The sequence below is a fragment of the Bradyrhizobium barranii subsp. apii genome (assembly GCF_011516635.5).
Taxonomy (GTDB): domain Bacteria; phylum Pseudomonadota; class Alphaproteobacteria; order Rhizobiales; family Xanthobacteraceae; genus Bradyrhizobium; species Bradyrhizobium barranii.
Map to the genome: position 1 here is coordinate 1,031,907 of NZ_CP096255.1, position 20,980 is coordinate 1,052,886.

13 protein-coding genes and 11 pseudogenes are annotated in these 20,980 nt (G+C 61.3%); 14 read left to right on the plus strand and 10 right to left on the minus strand.

What is annotated here, in order from left to right:
• Positions 1–18 precede the first annotated feature (18 nt).
• Both tnpB (HAP41_RS04870) and tnpA read right to left on the minus strand, forming a co-directional pair.
• Positions 19–372, minus strand: a complete 354-nt coding sequence (gene tnpB, locus HAP41_RS04870; protein WP_166073804.1) for an IS66 family insertion sequence element accessory protein TnpB — start codon at positions 370–372, stop codon at positions 19–21.
• Positions 365–823 (minus strand): IS66-like element accessory protein TnpA, encoded by a 459-nt coding sequence (tnpA, locus tag HAP41_RS04875; protein ID WP_166073826.1) that lies wholly within the window; start codon positions 821–823, stop codon positions 365–367. Before tnpA ends, tnpB (HAP41_RS04870) begins: the two co-directional genes overlap by 8 nt.
• Before the next feature lie 107 nt (positions 824–930).
• On the opposite strand from tnpA, the gene HAP41_RS49955 reads away from it, so the two are divergent.
• From HAP41_RS49955 to HAP41_RS04895, 5 genes and pseudogenes are all read left to right on the plus strand, one after another.
• Positions 931–1,056 (plus strand): hypothetical protein, encoded by a 126-nt coding sequence (locus HAP41_RS49955; RefSeq protein ID WP_256478575.1) that lies wholly within the window; start codon positions 931–933, stop codon positions 1,054–1,056.
• 79 nt (positions 1,057–1,135) lie between these two features.
• A pseudogene (locus HAP41_RS04880) lies at positions 1,136–1,630 on the plus strand (IS630 family transposase); the annotation flags it as partial.
• A 185-nt stretch (positions 1,631–1,815) separates the two neighbouring features.
• Positions 1,816–2,510: pseudogene (locus HAP41_RS04885) on the plus strand (IS5 family transposase).
• Positions 2,511–2,649: 139 nt separating this feature from the next.
• Positions 2,650–3,961, plus strand: a pseudogene (locus tag HAP41_RS04890) (IS1380 family transposase).
• Between the two features lie 602 nt (positions 3,962–4,563).
• Positions 4,564–5,415 (plus strand): nodulate formation efficiency C protein, encoded by an 852-nt coding sequence (locus HAP41_RS04895; RefSeq protein ID WP_166104817.1) that lies wholly within the window; start codon positions 4,564–4,566, stop codon positions 5,413–5,415.
• 56 nt (positions 5,416–5,471) lie between these two features.
• Here the strand turns inward: HAP41_RS04895 and HAP41_RS50525 are convergent.
• The 3 pseudogenes from HAP41_RS50525 to HAP41_RS04910 all read right to left on the minus strand — a co-directional run.
• Positions 5,472–5,588, minus strand: a pseudogene (locus HAP41_RS50525) (IS66 family transposase); the annotation flags it as partial.
• Between the two features lie 38 nt (positions 5,589–5,626).
• Positions 5,627–6,909 (minus strand): annotated as a pseudogene (locus HAP41_RS04905) (IS256 family transposase).
• A gap of 104 nt (positions 6,910–7,013) precedes the next feature.
• Positions 7,014–7,500: pseudogene (locus HAP41_RS04910) on the minus strand (IS66 family transposase); the annotation flags it as partial.
• A gap of 20 nt (positions 7,501–7,520) precedes the next feature.
• Between HAP41_RS04910 and HAP41_RS04915 the strand changes: the two are divergent.
• The 3 genes and pseudogenes from HAP41_RS04915 to tnpC all read left to right on the plus strand — a co-directional run.
• The gene (locus HAP41_RS04915) at positions 7,521–7,709 is read left to right on the plus strand and encodes a transposase (protein ID WP_224580963.1); all 189 of its coding nucleotides are present in this window, start codon (positions 7,521–7,523) and stop codon (positions 7,707–7,709) included.
• A 225-nt stretch (positions 7,710–7,934) separates the two neighbouring features.
• On the plus strand, positions 7,935–8,234 hold the full coding sequence (tnpB, locus tag HAP41_RS04920) for an IS66 family insertion sequence element accessory protein TnpB (protein WP_166104814.1): 300 nt from the start codon (positions 7,935–7,937) through the stop codon (positions 8,232–8,234).
• A 104-nt stretch (positions 8,235–8,338) separates the two neighbouring features.
• Positions 8,339–9,268: pseudogene (gene tnpC, locus HAP41_RS04925) on the plus strand (IS66 family transposase); the annotation flags it as partial.
• Between the two features lie 19 nt (positions 9,269–9,287).
• Here tnpC and HAP41_RS04930 read toward each other — a convergent pair.
• Positions 9,288–10,123: pseudogene (locus HAP41_RS04930) on the minus strand (IS5 family transposase).
• Between the two features lie 81 nt (positions 10,124–10,204).
• Here HAP41_RS04930 and HAP41_RS04935 point away from each other — a divergent pair.
• Together HAP41_RS04935 and HAP41_RS04940 are read left to right on the plus strand one after the other, a co-directional pair.
• Positions 10,205–10,843, plus strand: a pseudogene (locus tag HAP41_RS04935) (IS66 family transposase); the annotation flags it as partial.
• Between the two features lie 59 nt (positions 10,844–10,902).
• Positions 10,903–11,488: pseudogene (locus HAP41_RS04940) on the plus strand (plasmid pRiA4b ORF-3 family protein).
• Here the strand turns inward: HAP41_RS04940 and HAP41_RS50615 are convergent.
• The gene (locus HAP41_RS50615) at positions 11,480–11,785 is read right to left on the minus strand and encodes a hypothetical protein (RefSeq protein ID WP_414643361.1); all 306 of its coding nucleotides are present in this window, start codon (positions 11,783–11,785) and stop codon (positions 11,480–11,482) included. The pseudogene HAP41_RS04940 and the gene HAP41_RS50615 overlap by 9 nt on opposite strands.
• A 25-nt stretch (positions 11,786–11,810) precedes the next feature.
• Positions 11,811–12,131, minus strand: a complete 321-nt coding sequence (locus tag HAP41_RS50620) for an alcohol dehydrogenase catalytic domain-containing protein (RefSeq protein WP_414643362.1) — start codon at positions 12,129–12,131, stop codon at positions 11,811–11,813.
• Positions 12,132–12,203: 72 nt separating this feature from the next.
• On the opposite strand from HAP41_RS50620, the gene HAP41_RS50625 reads away from it, so the two are divergent.
• A complete protein-coding gene (locus HAP41_RS50625; RefSeq protein WP_166104809.1) occupies positions 12,204–12,788 on the plus strand; it encodes a hypothetical protein in 585 nt (194 codons plus the stop codon).
• Between the two features lie 34 nt (positions 12,789–12,822).
• Here the strand turns inward: HAP41_RS50625 and HAP41_RS04955 are convergent, their stop codons facing one another.
• Both HAP41_RS04955 and HAP41_RS04960 read right to left on the minus strand, forming a co-directional pair.
• On the minus strand, positions 12,823–13,323 hold the full coding sequence (locus tag HAP41_RS04955; RefSeq protein ID WP_166104806.1) for a hypothetical protein: 501 nt from the start codon (positions 13,321–13,323) through the stop codon (positions 12,823–12,825).
• Positions 13,324–13,804: 481 nt separating this feature from the next.
• A pseudogene (locus tag HAP41_RS04960) lies at positions 13,805–15,087 on the minus strand (IS256 family transposase).
• Positions 15,088–15,781: 694 nt separating this feature from the next.
• Here HAP41_RS04960 and HAP41_RS04965 point away from each other — a divergent pair.
• The 3 genes from HAP41_RS04965 (at position 15,782) to HAP41_RS04975 (ending at position 19,643) form a co-directional block, all read left to right on the plus strand.
• Positions 15,782–16,642, plus strand: a complete 861-nt coding sequence (locus tag HAP41_RS04965) for a tyrosine-type recombinase/integrase (protein WP_029085027.1) — start codon at positions 15,782–15,784, stop codon at positions 16,640–16,642.
• Positions 16,643–16,662: 20 nt separating this feature from the next.
• Positions 16,663–17,889, plus strand: coding sequence for an IS91 family transposase (locus HAP41_RS04970; RefSeq protein WP_166061603.1), 1,227 nt, complete (start codon positions 16,663–16,665; stop codon positions 17,887–17,889).
• Positions 17,890–18,296: 407 nt separating this feature from the next.
• Entirely contained in the window at positions 18,297–19,643 is a 1,347-nt protein-coding gene (locus HAP41_RS04975) for an IS5 family transposase (protein WP_166053956.1), read from the plus strand.
• The last annotated feature ends 1,337 nt before the right edge of the window (positions 19,644–20,980 follow it).

Below are 20,980 nucleotides of genomic sequence, written 5' to 3' on the forward strand. Positions count from 1 at the left end.
ACCGCTCAACTCGAGAGCTCAGCCGGCAACCTGATATTGCCGCACCGGATGGCGGACCATCGCATCGATATCGATGCCGTCAAGGATCCAGTGCAATTGCTCCGTCGTCAGCGTGACGATCGCCTCCTGGCGGCGCGGCCATCGGAACCTGTCTTCGGTCAGCCGCTTCAGGACCAGTACAAAGCCGGACCGATCGAAGAACAGAAGCTTCATCCGGTCGCAACGGCGATTGCAGAACGCAAAAACCGCCGGAGTGAATGGATCGAGCGCCATCGTCTCCTGGACCAGGACCGCAAGGCTGTTGATGCCAGCCCGGAAGTCGATCGGCTCACGGTGCAGATAGACCTGCAGGTCATCGCCCAGTCTAAACATCGCCCAGCGCTCCGATGATCGCCGTCAATGCATCCACATCGCCGCATTCCAGCGCGAGCTTCACGCCATTCGGCAGCGACACGCTCACTTTGGCCGGAGAACAAAAAGCTGGAGTCCCTTTGGGTTCCGAACCACGCACTTCATCGTAAGCCGGCAAATCAACCGTCGCCACGCTGTCTTTTCGCGACAGGTCCCGCTCGGACTTCCCCTCAAGCTGAACCGGGATGAACGCCGGGCGTGAGGACGGCGGCAGCGACCTGGTCGCGCTGTGCTTCTTGATCCACTTCCGAAGGAGGTTCGCGTTGACCCCATGTTCGAGTGCAAGCCTCGATACCGAAACCCCAGGCTCAAGGCAGGCCGCGACAAGACGCTCTTTCGATGCCGCCTCGTAGCGCCGGCGACCGTTCCGGCCGACAAGCCTGACCCGCAGTTTCTGATCATCGTCGCTCATCACAAGGTGTCCACCTATTTTGGTGGACACCTCATGCATCAGGACTCTCAAAAGCAAAAGGTGCGGAGAAATTCGCGCTTACCAATCAGAAGCTGAAGGCGTGGATCATGCGAAAGTACAAGCGCTTCCGGCTCCACAAAACCGGTGCTTCGCTGTTCTTGCGAAAGCTGGCTCGGAATAACGCGGAGCTGTTCGTGCACTGGCAGTTCTTCGGAACGACCACGTTCACCTGACGGGAGCGGTGTGAACCGAGAGGTTCACGCACCGTTCTGCGAGAGGCCGGGGGTGAAAATCCCCCGGCCTACTCACCCTTGGATCAAGACCAACATGGCCCCTTTGCGGGGCTGGCGCCCCAAGGGCGCACGCCTGCGCGGCTTCGCCCCGCACGGTCACTGGCGTACCCTCACATTCCTCGACGCGCTCCGCCATGACCAACTCACGGCACCCTGCGTCTTCGGCGGCCCGGTCAACGGCGAATGCTTCTGCGCTTATGTGAAGCACCTTCTCCTGCCAACCCTGCGCGAAGGCGACATCGTCATTCTCGACAACCTCGGAAGCCACAAGTCGAAAGCTGTCAGGCAGATGATCCAGGCTGCTGGCGCCAGGCCCTGGTACCTGCCGCGATACTCGCCCGACCTCAACCCGATCGAACAGGCCTTCTCCAAGATCAAACACTGGATGCGGCAGGCTCAGAGGCGCACCGTCGAAGACACTTGGCGCCAAATCGGTCACCTCGTTCAGGACATCCAGCCTCGCGAATGCGCAAACTACTTCGCAAACGCCGGTTATGCTTCAGTCAAAATGTGAAACGCTCTAGCACTTCAGGACTGTCGCATAGTCGCGAAGGAGCGCCAATCGCGTGTGGATGGAGCCACGACGTTCAAAACTGAACGACGGGTTCGATGGTAGACAATCTGCTCTAGGTGGTTTGGACTCTAGGGATTTCCTTTTAGGCGCAAATCAGATTCAAGGCTGCTTTTGGGGAGGCAGTCTTGGGTGTGATGGACCGCTTGGTATTGAGCGACGCGGCTTGGGAGCGAATGGCGCCGCTGATTATAGGTCGCCCCGACCAGAAGGGCTCCACTTGGCGCGACAATCGGATGTTCGTGGAAGGTGTACTTTGGATTGTTCGCACGGGCTCTCCCTGGCGTGATCTCCCGGAGGCGTTCGGGGATTGGAACAGCGTGTTCCGGCGCTTCAGTCGATGGAGCATCAAGGGCTGATCGTCGATTCAACCATCGTCCGGGCGCATCAGCACGCCGCCGGGGCCAAAAAAGGGGGTCTGAAGATCAGGCGATCGGCCGCTCGCGCGGGGGGGCTGAGCACCAAGATACATATGGCCGTTCGTGGCTTGGGATGTCCCGTACGGTTCGCGCTGACCGCAGGCCAGAAGGGCGATGCACCGCAAGCTGCCGCATTGATCGAGGGACTACCTGCCGAGGTCGTCATGGCCGACACGGCCTATGACGCCGATCATTTGCGCCAAGCCATCGCCGCCAAGGGCGCGCTCGCCGTCATCCCCAACAACCCGTCACGCGCACTCAAATACCCGCTGGACAAGCACCTCTTCGAATGCTGCTTCTCAAAGCTCAAGCAGTTCCGCCGCGTCGCAACCCGCTTCGAAAAGACCGCCCGAAATTACCTAGCCGTCGTCACTCTCGCAGCCATCGTTCTTTGGATGCGGTAAGTGTCCACACGACCTAACCCGTCTTATTCGTCAGAGGGCGCCCGAGAGGCTGGCGAGCGTGGTGTAAAGCGCTGAAGCGGCGTAGGATTCGGTTGCAAAGCCAACCCCATCACCTTCAGCCGCGAACAGCACGGCCGCCATGACCGATGATACGATTCTGCCCTTCTCGTTTCCAGCCGTTCACGCCAAGAAAGTCACAGCTGCCTTCGATGGCGGTCGGCTGACCTCGAACGGGGGCGTGATGCTTCTGGCGATGGCCGAGCGGCGCCTCGGCTTGGCCGACAATTTGGCCCGCGTGTTCCCGGATCGGCGCGATCCGACGCGGGTCGTGCACAGCCTTGTCGATATGTTCCGCGCGCGCATGTTCGCGATCTGCTGCGGCTACGAGGACGCCGACGACCTCGATCATCTGCGGTCCGATCCCGCATTCAAGCTGGCCTGCGGACGGCTGCCGGACACGGGTCGCGATCTGTGTTCCCAACCGACGCTGTCGCGGCTGGAGAATGCTCCGCGCCTTCGACGCATGGATGGATAGCTACCCGCGCGAGCCGGCATCCGTCACGCTCGACATCGATGATACCTGCGATGTCGTCCACGGCCATCAGCAGCTCTCGCTGTTCAACGCTCATTATGACGAACGCTGCTTCCTGCCGATCTACGTCTACGACACGGAGAAGAGCCGGCCCGTGGCGGTCGTGCTGCGGCCCGGCAAGACGCCGGGCGGCGTCGAGGTGCGTGCCCATCTGCGCCGCCTGATACGGCATATCCGGACGCGGTGGCACAACACGCGAATTACGTTCCGTGGCGACGGGCGCTATGCCCGGCCGGAGGCAATGGCGTGGTGCGAGACCAACGGCATCGACTACATCTTCGGTCTGTCCGGCACCAAGCCGCTCGCCAGAAAAGTCGACGAGGCCGCCGACGGCATCCGCACGCGACGCGCCATCGAGAACCTGCCGGTTCTGCGTGGCTATACCGAGACGCGCCACAAGGCAAAGTCCTGGGATCGCGAACGACGTACCGTCGCCCGTATTGAGGCGACGATGCTCGGCCTCGACATCCGTTTCGTCGTCACCAGCCTCGATGTCGGCTCGGCCGAGTGGATCTACGACAGCCTGTATTGCGCGCGCGGCCAAGCCGAGAATCTGATCAAGCTGCATAAGACGCAGCTCGCCTCCGATCGCACCAGCTGCCGTTCGGCGCTCGCCAATCAAGTCCGCCTCGTTCTCGACACCGCCGCTTATTGGCTGATGCTGACCGTGCGCGACGCGATTCCCAAAGCCCGGGAATTGGCCACAGCCGAGTTCGCGACGCTGCGTCTTCGTCTCTTGAAACTCGCTGCCCGTGTCGTCGAGACCACGAGCCGCATTCGCCTTGCGTTTGCCGCGGCATGTCCCGAAGCCGACCTGATCCGCGGCTTGCCAGGCGCGCTGCTGCCGCTCGGTCCTTGACCGGCGAGGCGTCCGCCCCCGTTCGCCCAACCTACACCTCAAGCGCGTTGCAAAGTGCCGGTCGTCAGGCGGTGAAAGGCCGAAGGCAATCCCGCGCGCCTCGTCAGAGCAGATGTGCGGCCACATCAATCGGACCAAAAAAACGCACTCTCACGAATAGGACGGGCTAGACTGTCGTCAGATACCTCGCCGCAAGTCGATCACCTGCGCCATCGGAGATTAAGCGCGTGATCAAGCGCGTGCCATGAATTCTGCAGGTCGAGGCGGACTGAAGGGACGCATTGCAACGTACGCGGGTCGGAAAGTCGACAAAGGCGACACAATTATAGTGCAAACGGCCGCCTATTAGCTGGCACGAAGAATGCAGGCACTCGGTAGCCCAGGCTTCTCCTCCTGGGTAGGTTCAGCATTGCAAGTTGAGGCTGTGGCTAGCCACCGAAGTTAGCGGCGCGTGACACAAAGGGGACTACGCCTGCTCGCGCGGGACACCAGCGGGCGCCCCCGTCACGTCGCCGCTAACTTCATGCGATCGCACATAGCGCGTTGAAGTTACCCGCCTCGGAATTGATGTGTGTGGATGAAAGCCAGACGAGCCGACAACTATGAAGCGTAAAACGGTTGGAAGACATGTGCTTTGGTTCTGGCTCATTCGATCGCTGATCTGCCACGCCGAGCTGGCCACGACGAGCAACAGTGTTCGCGCCAACGACAACGCCCTTGTCGAACGGGTCAGGTCAACATGGCGAGCGCAGGACGGCGAGACCATAGAACAAATTACCTCCAAAGTCTCGAAGGTGGCGCAGTTCGTCACTCAAACGTGGGGGGTCGCTGAAGGAGTTGACCGAACTGAATACGTGTATCTGTCGTGGACAAGGCACCACGAGCGTGCATCAGACGAAGTGTACGTTATCACCTGGAAGGTCGCATCTGACGGAGGCATTGAAGTGGCGTCGACATATGCAAAGCCCATTGAACTGGGCTGGCACGCCTTTGCGCTCTCGCTGATCGCGGGTGAAATCGCAGATGGCGAAAGGACCGCTAATCTTCACTTTCTGCATGATCCGGCCAACTTCAACTTCGTGACGACGGCGCAAGGCAAGCTGGGCAATCTTCTGCGGCGCGGCCGCTGCAGCATCATAGAACCCGTTGTAGTGGATTACGTGCCGAAGCCGAATGAGAATGCGACCGATAAGGGTGACATGTGGCGTGTCCTGCTTTTGGTGAACTGTAACATTCCAGGGCCGCGCTATTTTACCCGCAACGGGGGCATCACCTTCGAGAAGCGGGCGCGACGAGATTGGGAGCCGCAATCCTTCTTTGCCAAGCGCATCGCGGCATTCCCTCCGGGCTCTTGGTTCGATCGCATAGAGCCAGATGAACATGACGCATTGGAGAAGGCGCGAAAGGCCTCGGCAAATGGCCCCACAAATCATGATCCCAGCATAACTCCTTGATACTGAGCGTCACGGAGCAGCCATGCGGTCTGCACTTAGCGCATTCTGTTACTCACGCGGACGTAGATGGCCTCCTGCCGGTAGAGCGGTTGGCCATCGGCATATTTGGCGACGGCGATCTGGGCTAAAAGCGCTTCGGTCGGAATGCCTCCTTCAATGATATGGACCGGGGCCGGGAGCTATCGCCAAATTTTGGTGACGGCGCGGCCGGTCAGGCGGCGGCGGTTATGGGCTGACGGTCAGTCGGTTTGGCGATGAGCTCGATCCCGTCGTTGAATGTCACACCGAGAACGAGTTTTGGCAACTGGTTGTGGCCATCGAGACGACGCCGGCTTTTCTGCGCGGCCTCAAGCAGTTTGAAGACCATCGCGAGCGCCGTTCTGTTGGACAGGCAGCCCTTTGATCGGATCGTGCGGTGGCGCACGGTAGCGAAGGTGCTTTCAATGGGATTGGTGGTCCGCAGGTATTTCCAGTGTTCGGCCGGGAAGTCGTAGAACGCCAGTAGCGTGTCCCGATCCTTGCTCAGGCAGTCGGCCGCCTTCTCGTATTTGGGCGTATAGCTCTCGATGAAGGCGTCGAACGCCAGCTCGGCGGCGGCCTTGGTTTCGGCCATCCAGCTCTCCTGCAACGCGCGTTTGGCTTTAGGCTGCTGGCTCTTCGGCAACTTGGCGATCACGTTGGCGGTCTTGTGTACCCAGCAGCGCTGCTCGCGCGTTTTCGGCCAGACCTCGCCGGCGGCCTTCCAGAACCCGAGCGCGCCGTCGGCGATGGTGAGCCGCGGCGGCACGCCGAGCCCGCGCCGCTTCAGGTCGAGCAGCAGATCGCGCCAGTCCTGCGCGCTCTCGCGGGCGCCATCGGTGAAGCCGACCAGTTCCTTGCGGCCTTCCGGCGTCGCGCCGATCAGCACCAGGATGCACTGCTTTTCGTCTTCGAGGCGTGCTTGGAGATGGATGCCATCGGCCCAGATGTAGACGTAGCGCTTCGCCGACAGATCGCGCCTCTGCCACGCGGTGTGTTCGTCAAGCCAACCGTCCTTCAGACGGCCGATGGCGGATGCCGACAACCCGGCAGCATCCTTGCCGAGCAGCGCCGCCAGAGCCTCGGAGAAGTCGCCGGTGGAGATACCCTTCAGGTAAAGGATCGGCAGCAGCGTCTCGATCGATTTCGAGCGGCGCATGTAGGGCGGCAGGATCGACGGAGAGAACCGGATGCGGTCGGGATCGGTAGCCTCCGCCTCGCGATCCCGTACACGCGGCTGGCGGACGCCGACCGGACCGATACCGGTCATCACCTCGCGTTCCGGCAGGTGACCGTGGCGCACGAGCGCTGGTGGCCGTCCGTAGTCTTCAAATCGGCATGCTTGCCGAGAAAGTCCGCGACCTCGGCCTCGATCGCCTGGGCCAACAGAGCACGCGCCCCATTGCGCAAGATTTCGGTGAGTTGATCGTCGACGTTTCCTGGCTGAATCAACTTGATGATGTTATCTTTGGACACGGCATATCGCTCCTTCGGTGGAGAAGTGGAGGCGTCAAGCACCCCCACGATATGCCGCCTTCCCGATTCCCGCCGTCACCAACTTTCAGCGATAGCTCGGGCCGGGCCTGGATCACGCCGTCCTCCTTCTTGAAGGCACGTAGCGATCACACGGAACTTCACCGGCACCACATCCAGACGCTCTGACACGTTCTCGCCGATCAGCACCTTCTGCTTGACGGCATGCTCAGCCAGCTCTTCCGGCTCAATGACCGTTTCGATCCGTTCCAGATAGGGCGCAAAGCCCTGGCGCCGACGCGGTACGCTTGTCATCCGCTTGCTCACGGCCCTCGTTGACCTGGGCCTTGATCGCACCGATGCCGGTCTCGATTTCCTCGAAGACAAAGGTCTGCTGTTCATCGTCACCGTTCGCAGAGCCGAGCTTTTCCGGTTCGTCGGCCGAACCGGGCGCGGTCGAGGGACCTTCAGGATCTGCGTCAGCCGCTCGATACGCGCATCGGCATAGGCGTTGCGCGCCCTGATCGTAAACGGGGCTGCGAGGCCCATCAGATTGTTTGTGCGTAGACCTGTGAGCGCCGTTAGAAGAGTCATCTTCTGCAAGGGTGCTCACAATGGACGACCATTCGGACGACATAAGACGACCGTTGTCACCGCGCATGGAAGTGTACGCCGGCGGCGGCCGGAAACAGTGGCCAGATGATTTGAAGGCGCAGATTGTCGCGGACAGTCTCGAGCCGGGCGCGATCGTAACAGATGTCGCACGTCGCCATGGCTGCCGGCCCCAGCAGGTGCATGACTGACGGCGCCGGGCGCGTTCAGGTCAGTCTGGTGCTGCCAGTGGCGGGTGCACTGTCGTTTGTGCCGTTGGTGTCGGAATCGTCGCCATCGGCGGCTGCAGCTCCCTCCGGGTCGCCGGAAGCAGCCGTTGTGACGGTTGAGCTCCATGGGGTACGAGTTGAGGTGCGAGGGACGCCTGGCCTTGCCGTGTTGAGTGATGTGTTTGTTGCGTTGCGCCGGACACGTTCATGCTGACGGCTCCCGCTGGCCTCATGATTTACGTTGCGACCCGACCTGTAGACTTCAGGAAGGGCGCGGATGGCCTGGCGCTGTTGGCGAAGGAGACGCTGGGCCACGATCCGATGAAGGGCGTGGCGGTGGTCTTCCGTGCGAAGCGCGCTGATCGGGTGAAGATTGTCGTCTGGGATGGCAGCGGCCTTGTGATGTACCGGAAACGGCTCGATGGCGGCCGCTTCATGTCCTCCCATCGTGGCCGGCGTCATGCGGGTGAATGCCGCGCAGCTGTCCGCGCTTCTGGCCGGCATTGAGTGGACACGCATGCATGCGCCTCGAATCCCGCAGCCGAAAGCGCTTTGCGTAGGACATAAAATCTTCGCTGCATCGTGGCGCGAAGCATGGCAGACTCGGGCCAATGAGTGATTTACCTGATGTGCTGCCGAGCGATCCAGGCGACTTGCGTGTCTTTGCCGCGGCTCTGCTGGATCGCTGCGCCAGGCTCGAGCGGTTGCTCAAGCTTGCAAAAGATGCGCAGTTCGGTCGATCGTCGGAAAAGCTGGACGCTGATCAGCTACAGCTTGTTTTGGAGGACATCGAAGAGGCCGTCGCGGCTCTCGAAGCAGCCGAGAATCACGCCAATCCAAGAACCTGCGAGAAGAGAACTTCCAAGCGCGGGGCCAATCGTGGCAAGCTGCCGGAGCATTTGCCACGCATCGTCGAGACCCTGATGCCCGCTGCAACCTGCTGCCCGTGCTGCGCAGGCGACCTTTTTGAGATCGGTCACGATGAGAGCCAGATGCTGGACGTCGTACCGGCGCAGTATCGCGTCATCGTCACCCGCAGCCCCAAACTGGCCTGCCGCGTCTGTCACGGCGTCGTCCTCCAGCATGCTGCTCCCGAGCGATTGATCAGGGGAGGACTGCCGACCGAGCGGCTGGTCGCGCATGTGATCGACGCCAAGTATCATTGGCATTTGCCGCTCTACCGCCAGGCGCAGATGCTGACGACGCACGGTATCGCCATCGACCGTTCTGCGCTCGCCTTCTGGGTCGGCTATGCCGCCCAGGAATTGAAGCCCTTGTGGCATCGTCTGCGCCAGCTTCTGCTCGGCTCTTCGAAGCTCTGTGTCGACGAGACCCCCGCACCGGTGTTGGATCCGGGGCGCGGCAGGACCAAAACCGGCTACTTCTGGGCGCTGTCACGCGATGACAGGCTCCGGGCCGGACCTGACCCACCTGGCGTGGTTTACGCCTATGCACCGGGCCGTGGGGCCGTTCATGGCTTGCAGCTGCCTGAGGGCTTTCGCGGCATCATCCACTGCGACGGCTATCAGGCTTACAAGACTTAGAGTCTGTCCGGAAAGATTACCTTGGATTGCATAGCTTTCGCAGCATGAGTCGGATGGAGGCCAGCTTGAGAAAGGCGAGCGCCCTGTGATTGAAGCATTCCCAATCTTTGGACAGTCTTCGGCATCGCCCGAGCCAGGCAAAGGTACGCTCGACGATCCAGCGTTTGGGCAAGACGACGAAACGGTGAGCCTGATCGGAGCGTTTGACGATTTCGAGGTTCACGCGCTTCAGAGCGCTACGCAGCCCCTTCTGGAAATGTGGCCCTTGATATCCGCCGTCGGCGTAGAGCTTCAGAAGAAAGGGATAGAGGCCGAACAACGTTGCCATCAGGAGCACGCCGCCGTCGCGATCCTGGATGTCCGCCGCATGCACGATGGCGTGCATCAAGAGGCCTTGCGTGTCGACGAGAATGTGCCGCTTCTTGCCCTTGATCTTCTTGCCCGCGTCGTAGCCATGGAGATCATGAGGCCCCCTTTTTCAGCGCTTTTCACGCTCTGGCTATCGATGATGGCGGCGGTGGGAGAAGCCTCGCGCTCGGCCCTTTCGCGACATTCGACATAGAGGGCGTGATGAATTTTATCGAGCGTGCCGTTCCAGCTCCACAGATCGAAGTAGCCATACAGCGTCGAGCGCGGCGGCAGGTCCTTGGGGATCGCGCGCCACTGGCAACCTGTGCTCAGGATGTACATCAGCCCGTTGGCAATCTCGCGCAGGTCCACCGTACGCTTGTTGCCGCCGCGCTTGGCCGGCGGGATGCGAGGCGCGATCAGCGCCCACTCCTCGTCGGTCAAGTCGCTCGGATAGCGCAGGCGGCTGCGGTCGTAGCGTGCACGGTTCTCGGTAGTCCACATTGGCGGCGCGTCCCCATCGAATCAGGCCGCTCACCTTGAATCACAACCGATTCATTCGACTCAACATGTTTTGGAACAGACACTAAGACCCGAGAGACGCGTGCGGACGCCTTGTCCGGGACGCTTGCCTTCCGCTGGTCGCATGTGAGGCGCCAGTTTGTGAAGATCGAGCGCGAGGCCGCTCCGGCGCCAGCTCCGGTTGCCCGCGAGGCTCTTGAGTGCATCGCCCAACTTTACGCAGTCGAAAAAGCGCTCCGCGGCCGATCAGATGTCGAGCGCCGTGCTGGCAGGCAGGCGCATGCCTGACCTCTGGCGACAGCCTTGAAGCAGTGGTTTGAGGCCAAGCTTGATCACCTTGCACAGAAGAGCGACACGGCGAAGGCCCTGCGTTACGCGCTGCGTCATTGGGACGGCTTGACGCTCCATCTTTATGACGGGTGCATCGAGATGGACACGAATGCTGTCGAGCGTGCGATGCGGCCGATCAAGCTCAACGCCAAGAACTCCCTTTTTGCCGGTTGCGACGAGGGCGCCGAGAATTGGGCAGTTCTCGCTTCGTTAATCGAGACCTGTAAGCTCAATGGCGTCAGTGCCGAGCACTGGCTCGCTGACGTTCTCGCGAAGCTCGTCAATGGCTGGCCAGCGGCGCGACTGGACGAGCTGCTTCCCTGGGCGTCGACATATACGATGCATGCACACGATCCGAGGCTGGCGGCATGAGCCTGAACACGACCGCGGTCCGGATCAAGGTTACTCTCAAGGATGTGAAGCCGGAGGTGATGCGTCGCCTTGTCGTACCCGTTACCCTGCGCCTTGATCGGTTGCATCTGACGCTTCAGGAGGCATTCGGCTGGACGAACAGTCACCTCTTCGAGTTCTTCGCTGGTGAGGCACATTGGGGGATTCCCGACCCCGACAATGATTACGGCCACCAGCCCATTGATGCCCGTAAAGCGCGGCTTTGCGATATCGTTCGAGAGACCGGCGCCAAGACGATCCACTATCTCTATGACTTCGGCGACAGCTGGGATCACGTGATCAAGCTCGAAAAGTGGTTCGACAACACCGACGGAGGGCATGCCCTTCCTGCTCGAGGCCGCCGGTCGTTGTCCTCCGGAAGACGTCGGCGGTGCGCCAGGCTATGCCGAATACCTCGATGCCATCGGTGACCCCACCCATCCGGAGCACGAACATATGCGCCGCTGGGGCCCCGGAGCGGTTCAATCCCAACGAGATCGACCGGAAGGCCCTCGAGGCCGCCGTCAACGCATTGTCCGGAATTTGGAAGCCACGTCGGCAAAAGCTACGATCAAAATAGGGCGTCAAGAGCCAATCAAAAGGGCCGCAGAGCTACGCTTACCATAGACCATCGCGCTCACGACCAGGAGCGGCCGGATCCGGGACGAGCTCGGCCCATGTCCGCGCGTTGCCTTTCGGGTAGAGGCCGGATTCCAGCCAATCTCGAGCGCCGTCATCTCGCCGCCCGGTGACCTTGTCATCGACATCGATCATGATGATCTCGGCAGGCGAGTAGAATTGTGCGGTCAGCAGCGTAGCCAAGCCGACGGGGCCGGCACCGACGATGGCGACGGCGGAGCCGGGCGAGATCTTGCCGTTGAGCACGCCGCACTCGAATCCGGTGGGAAGGATGTCGCTGAGCATGACGAGAGCTGCCTCATCGACCCCATCAGGCAAATGGTGGAGGCTGGTGTCGGCAGCGGCGTCCGGACATATTCGGCCTGCGTGCCGTCGATCTTGTTGCCGAGGATCCACCCGCCGGTGCGATAGTGCGAATACATAACTCTCCGGCAGAAGTCGCATTTGCCGCAGGACGAATGCAGGAGATGAGGACGCGGTCACCCGCCTTGAAGGCGGTCACGCCACCGCCAACCTGGTCAACGACGCCCACGTCCTCATGGACTAGAATTCGGCCGGGCTGACAGGTCGTTACATCACCCTTGAGGATGTGGAGATCAGTGCCGCAGATCGTGGTTTTCACGATCCGCACGATGGCGCTCCGGGTTCCAGGATGGCCGGTTTCGGTCGCTGCGCGAGAGACTTTTTACCGGGCCCCTCAAAGATGAGCGCTTTCATTTCGCATCCCTCCTTGCGTATTCAGTCCGCCGGTTTTGCCTCGGGCAATTGCCATCGTCGCCCGGTAGAGCCGAACCGTGTAGTTCCAGACTTTGGTGATCGGCAGGCTGTTTTGGATCTTGCCGTCGTAGCCTCCAAACTGGCACCGCAACTGAGCCGTCCGAGCCAGCCGCGCACTGAGCTTGCGAACGCATCGGTGGTCATGCCGGCATACGGCACCGCCATTAATCTGCACCAGGCCCTTCTCGCCGCTGGCGGCAAGCGCCCTGCTGTCCTTCTCCAGAATCGCTTTGAACGGCTGCCGCGGAAGAGCGCGCGCTCGACCACGCTGATCTCGGCGTCGAGTACAGGATCGTGGGCAGCGAGCCGCAATGCCTCGATCGCATGCGTGGCGCGACCGGTTCGAACTGTTGCAGCCAGTCGCGCGCGAGCACGTCGCGCAATACGCCTCACGACCGGCGTGCGCCGGACGTACCAACCGGCGATGCGCCGCTCGCTGACGGGTTTGCCTCGATATGCAGGTCACCGCATCGAAATGCGTCACGTCGATTCTTTGCGCGCCGACGTCTGAAGCGACGATTGAGGGGGGTAGAGCATGAGCCCGTCTAGGACAGCAAATTTCGCCGGCGACAACAGCATCGTAGGCATGCCCTCGGTCCTATAGTGACGGTTCGCGTCACGGCATTCCCGGTCTCGAGCCGATCCGACGAGCGATTGATGGTCAGCGCGATCGACAGACTGCCTGCAGCGAGGAAGGGCAGATCGGATGCCACATGCGGGATGAAGGTCTGAAATGCGATCCGGGGGAGCGTGAGCGTTGCCTCGCGTGTGGCCGGCGGATCGACCGCGTATTTGGCGACGATCGTCAGACCAGAGATCGCATAACTGCCCGGCTCCTGCGGATGGATCGCGAATTCGAACCAGACACCGCCAGTGAGGCCGTCGCGCTCTTCGCTCTCATAGGGGCTGCGCAGCTGCCGCGTCAGGACATTGCACGGTTGGAACTCTGGCAGCTTGGGCGGCGCCGTCTTGTAGTTCGGCGCCAGCACCTCGATCCGCTGCGTGGCGGCCTGTCTCACCACGACGCAGGGCGGATCGAGCGTCACCCGCAGGATCGGCTCGGCGTGTTTTCCTGAGCGCGGGCCGCGCATGGCGCCAGCGAGCCAGGCATCGGGGCTGCGTTAGACAGCGGATACCTCATTGCTTCGCTCCCGCCGGCTGCGCCGCATCCTGGTGGGCATATTTCAGCTTGAGGACATCAGCAGGCGTGGCCTGGACCTGTCCAGGCTTCAGCGGCGCGGGACGTGGTCAGGTCTGCCGGTGTAACCTGATCTTCTGGCCGCCCTTCTGGACTGGGTCGATCCGACGGCCTGCCAAATAGTCAAGCCCCTCATCGACGACAATTGCCGCAAGCGATCAACTACCAATGCTCGCAATAGACCTGCTGATGGGGGCATGACCACCCTAGTTAATGATCGTCACTGAAAACTGTGCCGATCCGGCTGCATCACATGCGTTGAGGCATAAAGTCATCATCGGCCGATGAGCACGAGAGCTATCGCCAAATTTTGGTGACGGCGCGGCCGGTCAGGCGGCGGCGGTTATGGGCTGACGGTCAGTCGGTTTGGCGATGAGCTCGATCCCGTCGTTGAATGTCACACCGAGAACGAGTTTTGGCAACTGGTTGTGGCCATCGAGACGACGCCGGCTTTTCTGCGCGGCCTCAAGCAGTTTGAAGACCATCGCGAGCGCCGTTCTGTTGGACAGGCAGCCCTTTGATCGGATCGTGCGGTGGCGCACGGTAGCGAAGGTGCTTTCAATGGGATTGGTGGTCCGCAGGTGTTTCCAGTGTTCGGCCGGGAAGTCGTAGAACGCCAGTAGCGTGTCCCGATCCTTGCTCAGGCAGTCGGCCGCCTTCTCGTATTTGGGCGTATAGCTCTCGATGAAGGCGTCGAACGCCAGCTCGGCGGCGGCCTTGGTTTCGGCCATCCAACTCTCCTGCAACGCGCGTTTGGCTTTAGGCTGCTGGCTCTTCGGCAACTTGGCGATCACGTTGGCGGTCTTGTGTACCCAGCAGCGCTGCTCGCGCGTTTTCGGCCAGACCTCGCCGGCGGCCTTCCAGAACCCGAGCGCGCCGTCGGCGATGGTGAGCCGCGGCGGCACGCCGAGCCCGCGCCGCTTCAGGTCGAGCAGCAGATCGCGCCAGTCCTGCGCGCTCTCGCGGGCGCCATCGGTGAAGCCGACCAGTTCCTTGCGGCCTTCCGGCGTCGCGCCGATCAGCACCAGGATGCACTGCTTTTCGTCTTCGAGGCGTGCTTGGAGATGGATGCCATCGGCCCAGATGTAGACGTAGCGCTTCGCGGACAGATCGCGCCTCTGCCACGCGGTGTGTTCGTCAAGCCAACCGTCCTTCAGACGGCCGATGGCGGATGCCGACAACCCGGCAGCATCCTTGCCGAGCAGCGCCGCCAGAGCCTCGGAGAAGTCGCCGGTGGAGATACCCTTCAGGTAAAGGATCGGCAGCAGCGTCTCGATCGATTTCGAGCGGCGCATGTAGGGCGGCAGGATCGACGGAGAGAACCGGATGCGGTCGGGATCGGTAGCCTCCGCCTCGCGATCGCGTACACGCGGCTGGCGGACGCCGACCGGACCGATACCATCCATCACCTCGCGTTCCGGCAGGTGACCGTGGCGCACGAGCGCTGGTGGCCGTCCGCAGTCCTCAAATCGGCATGCTTGCCGAGAAAGTCCGCGACCTCGGCCTCGACCGCCTGGGCCAACAGAGCACGCGCCCCATTGCGCAAGATTTCGGTGAGTTGATCGTCGACGTTTCCTGGCTGAATCAACTTGATGATGTTATCTTTGGACACGGCATATCGCTCCTTCGGTGGAGAAGTGGAGGCGTCAAGCACCCCCACGATATGCCGCCTTCCCGATTCCCGCCGTCACCAACTTTCAGCGATAGCTCTGAGCACGAAAAGGATATGACTACAACACACTTGGTATGTTTCCTTCAACCAGTCGAAGGGGCCAAATCGATACCCCATTCGAGAAACCAGAACCTTTCCAAGTGAGGCTGACGCGAAGAGATTCGCGGACGAACTGCTGAACAGTCCACCCGCGAGTTCGACTACCATACTGGCTGGCACGATAAACCCACATTATCCAAGGCGCGTAGTCGGATCGAGCGACATAGTACGTTGGATACGTGGTCGCAACTGACATATTCGACATTCATTCGATCCCCATCAGAAAATAGTCTCGAGCGTTTCAGATTTCTGTGGGACGCCGATCGTGAGACTACGATCCACTACCATCTCTGATCGGTAATGTAAGAGGTCGTCCGTGAACAAGGCTCTAAGCGATTGAGCGAGAGTCTGTTTTTCGGATTTGAGACGGTTTGAGATTGCAGGGATTGGGAGGTAAAGACCGCCAAAGCCTGCAAATTCGATTGTGGATTGAACGAAGCCGCTGCCGCGGCGTAGGGGGCAAGGTGGCATAGATCGCCTCCTGGCTGAGAGGATGTGGGTGTTGGAGCCCACCCCCTCAGACAGGAGTATCGAGATGGCCGATTTGAGCCCTCTTCGCCGCCGCATGATCGAAGACATGACCGTCCGCAATCTGTCGCCGGCGACGCAAAGATCCTACATCAGCGCGGTTTCGAAGTTCAGCCGCTATTTTGGCCGATCGCCTGACCGGTTAGAGCTGGAAGACGTCCGCGCCTTCCAGGTGCATTTGGTCTCGACCGGCATCTCATGGCCGGCGCTGAACCAGATCGTCTGTGCGCTACGGTTTTTCTACGGCGTCACGCTCGGCGAGGCGCTCATCCCAGAGCGCATTCCCTATGCGCGAGAACCGCGCAAGCTGCCGGTCGTTCTCAGCGCCGACGAAGTGGTTCAGTTTCTTGAAGCGGTATCGAGCCTGAAGAGCCGCGCCGCGCTCACCACCGCCTATGCGGCCGGGCTCAGGGCCTCGGAGGTTGCGGGACTGCGGATCGAAGACATCGACAGCGCCCGCGGCGTCATCCAGGTGCGCCACGGCAAGGGCGCGAAGGATCGCAACGTGATGCTGTCGCCCCAGCTGCTGGGCATCCTGCGCACCTACTGGCGGCTCGCCCGGCCGCGGCTTTATCTGTTCCCTGGTCGTGACGAAGATCATCCGATCGATCAGACCGTGCTGCATGCCGCCTGCCGGTCGGCGGTGAAGGCTGCGGGCCTGACCAAGCGCGTCACGCTGCACACGCTGCGCCACAGCTTCGCGACACATCTTCTCGAGAACGGAACCGATATCCGGATCATCCAGGTCTTGCTCGGGCACAATAATTTGTCGTCGACAGCGCGCTACACGCAGGTCGCCACCGATACGATCCGAGCGACGCAGAGCCCGCTCGATCGCCTGTCGCTGGAGGTGACGCCACCTGGATGACCCGCAGCGGGATGCGGGTCATGACCCGCTCCGACATCCGCTCCAACAGGCCCGCCATCGAGATTGCCGATATTCTGCGCCGGCATGGCGACGCCTATCGCCGTGTACATGCCGGTCATCTGGGGCGGGTCGAGCGGCGCGTGATGAGCGCGATCGTTGCGTGCCGGACCGAGGCGCTCGGCGGCCACATGCAGGCTTGCGACGACTGCGGCACGACACGCGTTGCCTATAATTCCTGCCGCAATCGGCACTGTCCGAAGTGTCAGGGGAGAGCCCGAGCCGCGTGGCTCGCCGCGCGTCAAGCCGACCTGCTTCCGGTTCCCTATTTCCACGTCGTCTTTACACTTCCCGCACCGATCGCCGCGATCGCTTTCCAGAACAAGGCCGTCGTCTATGCCATCCTGTTCAAGGCTGCCGCCGAGGCGATGACGACGCTCGCCGCCAATCCACGCCGGCTCGGCGGTGCGATCGGCGGCGTCGCCGTCCTCCACACCTGGGGACAGACGCTGATGCATCATCCCCACGTCCATTGCGTCGTTCCGGGTGGCGGCCTCTCGCCCGATGGCGCGCGCTGGACCGCTTGCCGACCGAACTTCTTCCTGGCCGTCAAACCGTTGTCCAGACTATTTCGCACACTTTTTCTCAAACGTCTGTCGGCAGCCTTCAACTCCGGTGCCTTGCGTTTCTTCGGCGATCTCGGAGCTCTGGCCGAGCCGGCTGCCTTTGCGGCCCACCTCGACGCCATGCGACGCATCAACTGGGTTGCTTACGCCAAGCGGCCCTTCGGCGGACCCGCACAGGTCCTGGCCTATCTCGGCCGCTACACCCATCGCGTCGCGATCGCCAACAGCCGGCTCGTCGCACTCGACGACGATCATGTCGCCTTCTCATGGAAGGACTATCGCCAAAACAGCGCGACAAAGATCATGAATCTCAAGCCCGATGAGTTCATTCGCCGTTTCCTGCTTCATACGCCGCCTGACGGCTTCCACCGCATCCGCCACTTCGGCTTCATGGCCAACCGCCATCGCGCTGCCAAGCTCGCCCTTTGCCGCGAACTTCTCGATCATGAGCGAACAGCCCCAAACGATGGCCAGCCGTCGCCTGTGGATTCGGAGGCTCAAACCTGGGCCGAGGTTCCTGCCTGTCCCGATTGTGGTGGCGTCATGCGCATCATTGAGCGCTTTCGACATAGCTTCAGACGCCCCAGCCCTCGAACATCACCGTTCCGATGCGACACATCGTGAGCCAAGTCATGTCGTGCACGACGATCATCATTCGTCATTTCGCTCCCAGCGTCTCGATCATCGCGGACGATGTCGAATCCGTGCTGTCACACTGCGCGACAACAACCGTCCGATGCAGCAAAAGGCCTATCGCGATCTCAGGCGAAGCGCGTCTGATCTCAACTCTTCCAGGATGCGCACTCCTGTGTCTCTGCCTCACGCGCCGAGCCAGCAGATCGGGCATGGCGATCTCGAACAATCCCCATAGCTGCAAAACCGCGAATAGCCTCCCGCGCCTTCGTTCAATCCGGCTTCAATGAGGTCGCGTCATAAGCGCCTGCCGCGCCCTCGCGTGAGCGCGACCTCACAGAACCCTCCAGATTCCCTTTCGCAGCGGACCATGATTCTGTGTTGCATCGGAGGGGACGATGCGACCGAAGAAGCACAAGACGACGGGATCGAACGACCTGTTCCGGGCGCGGCTGGACCAGATCATCAATCTGAAGCACGAGCTGGTTCTGTTGGCCGGCAAGATCGATTGGGACTGGATCGACGGCGAGATCGCGCCGCTCTACAGCGAGAACGGCCGGCCGGGGATCGAGACCCGCTTCATGATCGGGCTGCTGTTGCTCAAGCAGATTTACGGGCTGTCCGATGAGGGGATTTGCGAGCGCTGGGTCCACGACCCGTATTTCCAGTACTTCACCGGCGAAGAGTTCTTCCAGCACGCCTTCCCGCACGAGCGATCGGACCTGAGCCATTGGCGCAAGCGGCTCGGCGACAAGCTGGAACTGCTGCTGGCCGAGAGCCTGCGGGTGGCGCACGAGGCCGGCGCGTTACGCGGCCAGGACCTCAAGCGGGTCACGGTCGATACCACGGTGCAGCCAAAGGCCATCACCTTTCCGACCGACGCCAAGCTGCTGCATGCGGCCATCAAGGGGCTCAATCGCCTGGCGAGAAGGCACGGCGTCAGGCTGCGGCAGTCCTATTCTCGGATCGCCAAGGCCGCCGCGATGATGGCGGGCCGCTACGCCCATGCCAAACAATTCAGGCGGCATCAGCGGCAGTTGCGTATCCTGCGCTCAAGGCTCGGCCGGATCATCCGCGATATCCGCCGCAAGATCGACGGCCAGCCAGCCCTGGAGGAGGCGTTCGCCCTTCCGCTTGGCCGGGCCAGCCAGATCCGCTCGCAGCAGCAGCGCCAACGCGGCTGGAAGCTTTATTCTTTCCATGCCCCGGAGGTGGAGTGCATCGGCAAGGGCAAGGCCTCCGCGCCGTACGAGTTCGGCGTCAAGGCTTCCATCGTCACCAACAACCGCCGAGCTCCCGGCGGTCTGTTCGTGCTACACGTCAGGGCGCTGCCCGATAATCCGTATGACGGTCACACCCTGCGCGACGTCATCGACCGCACCGAGGCACTCACCGGCTGTCCGATCGAGCGGGCCTATGTCGACAAGGGGTATCGCGGCCACGACGCTCAAAATCCACGTCGCGTCTTCATCTCCGGCCAGAAGCGCGGCGTCTTCGGGATCATCAAGCGCGAGTTGCGCCGCCGATCCGCCATCGAGCCCATCATCGGACACCTGAAGGCCGAAGGTCACCTCGGGCGCTGCTACCTCAAAGGCCGCGCAGGAGACGCCGCCAACGTCGTCCTCTCCGCCGTAGGCCACAACTTCCGCCGCATCCTCGCCTGGCTGAGAGATTTCTTGGACCTGTTCCTGATCCGGATATGGCGCACGTTCACATGTCCCATCCCGCTCAATTCGGATTCTTAACGGACGACTCATTAAGCTACTACGTCGTCACGCAACGTCGCGCGATCGCGCGCTAATTCCGGCTCTTGAACCGGCACGGATAAACTACCGGCGTCGTGATCACATCTCCCGGTCATCCGGTTGGGTGCTGATCCGGTCGGTGCTAGAGCTAGCGAACGGGCCTCTCAACTGTTTGCGCTGCAAACTAGAGCGATTTGAGAACGCCGGGCACTAAGTTCAAGTTTGAGCGTGCAGATTTTTTGCGTTGACACCATACGAATCGATTTGTCTGACTCAGTACACTCGCCATGCATGCGAGCCGACCTCGCGCTTGTTGGACTCTGATCGGGGTAACGGCGCGAGCGAGTTTCGGCAAAGCCGCGAGCCTCGTGCGTGAGAGCGGCCGAAGATACGCTTCATTTACAGTATGGATGGAGAACAAATTTCGTGCTTCGCACGCGTCGCTCTTCGGAATGACCGCCAGGTGCTCGGTACCAAATTCGGAATGGAGTTTCGGCGCGAAACTCGATTCGAAAGCAAGGCGAGAAGACCGCACGTTCAACCGCGCTCCAAAACAGGTGCAGCCCAACTCTTTTTTGTTTTCAGGCCGCGGAAAGAACCGGTGAAAGGCGGATTTGCGCTAAGCACACCAATCGCAGAGGTCTTCTTCGGCGACAGCAGGACCGGAGCGCATCTGAGCAACGCATGATAACATTGACCGGATCGCAGGTTCGATCGAACGTGAGCGCTCAAGTCTCCGCGAGTGTCGCGCCCATCGGTTCCTTTCTCCGTAGCCGCCCGGATTGTCAATTTTTTGAACACGGTGTTCTACTGGAGGAACACCGGCGGAGGGATTTCATACTTAAACGGTTTTTTCGTTAGATTCCGGTGGCGAGGCCGCGGGACTGTATCGTCTCGCGGCCTCATTCATTTTCGCAGTTGAACGCGGACAAGTCCCTCCGGACCGAAGTCGACCTCGCTCCCCAACAATTATCAGCGCTTCCACCGAGGCTTCGCATTCAGGCGCGTCAGACTCGGCGCTTTGGTTGGGCCATTTCTGCGCGTTGGGCTAGCCCAGTTGTCGCAGCCCATCCGGACGAACGGGGATAGTGGATCCGACAAGCGACTGTGATCCCGCCATTGGTCGGTAGTCAGCCAGCGCAGGACAATGTTGGCGTCGATCGTCAGCTTTCAGACCAATGTCGACAACTTGATCATACAGCCCCGCTACGAAGTGCCTACAGAACCTCCGAGTCTCGATTCGGCACGGCCCTTGCTCCGTCCGGGGCAGCATCACCAATTACTCCAGATGCGGTGATGTTAGGGGCGGGCTCGGCGCCGCGTCGCCGCTAGCGTCT

Excerpts from the sequence above, each read along its gene's own strand:
- tnpB (WP_166073804.1), bottom strand. The coding sequence starts at position 372 with ATGTTTAGACTGGGCGATGACCTGCAGGTCTATCTGCACCGTGAGCCG.
- tnpA (WP_166073826.1), bottom strand. The coding sequence starts at position 823 with ATGAGCGACGATGATCAGAAACTGCGGGTCAGGCTTGTCGGCCGGAAC.
- HAP41_RS49955 (WP_256478575.1), top strand. The coding sequence starts at position 931 with ATGCGAAAGTACAAGCGCTTCCGGCTCCACAAAACCGGTGCTTCGCTG.
- HAP41_RS04895 (WP_166104817.1), top strand. The coding sequence starts at position 4,564 with ATGAAGCGTAAAACGGTTGGAAGACATGTGCTTTGGTTCTGGCTCATT.
- HAP41_RS04915 (WP_224580963.1), top strand. The coding sequence starts at position 7,521 with ATGGACGACCATTCGGACGACATAAGACGACCGTTGTCACCGCGCATG.
- tnpB (WP_166104814.1), top strand. The coding sequence starts at position 7,935 with ATGCTGACGGCTCCCGCTGGCCTCATGATTTACGTTGCGACCCGACCT.
- HAP41_RS50615 (WP_414643361.1), bottom strand. The coding sequence starts at position 11,785 with ATGCTCAGCGACATCCTTCCCACCGGATTCGAGTGCGGCGTGCTCAAC.
- HAP41_RS50625 (WP_166104809.1), top strand. The coding sequence starts at position 12,204 with ATGAGCGCTTTCATTTCGCATCCCTCCTTGCGTATTCAGTCCGCCGGT.
- HAP41_RS04965 (WP_029085027.1), top strand. The coding sequence starts at position 15,782 with ATGGCCGATTTGAGCCCTCTTCGCCGCCGCATGATCGAAGACATGACC.
- HAP41_RS04970 (WP_166061603.1), top strand. The coding sequence starts at position 16,663 with ATGACCCGCTCCGACATCCGCTCCAACAGGCCCGCCATCGAGATTGCC.
- HAP41_RS04975 (WP_166053956.1), top strand. The coding sequence starts at position 18,297 with ATGCGACCGAAGAAGCACAAGACGACGGGATCGAACGACCTGTTCCGG.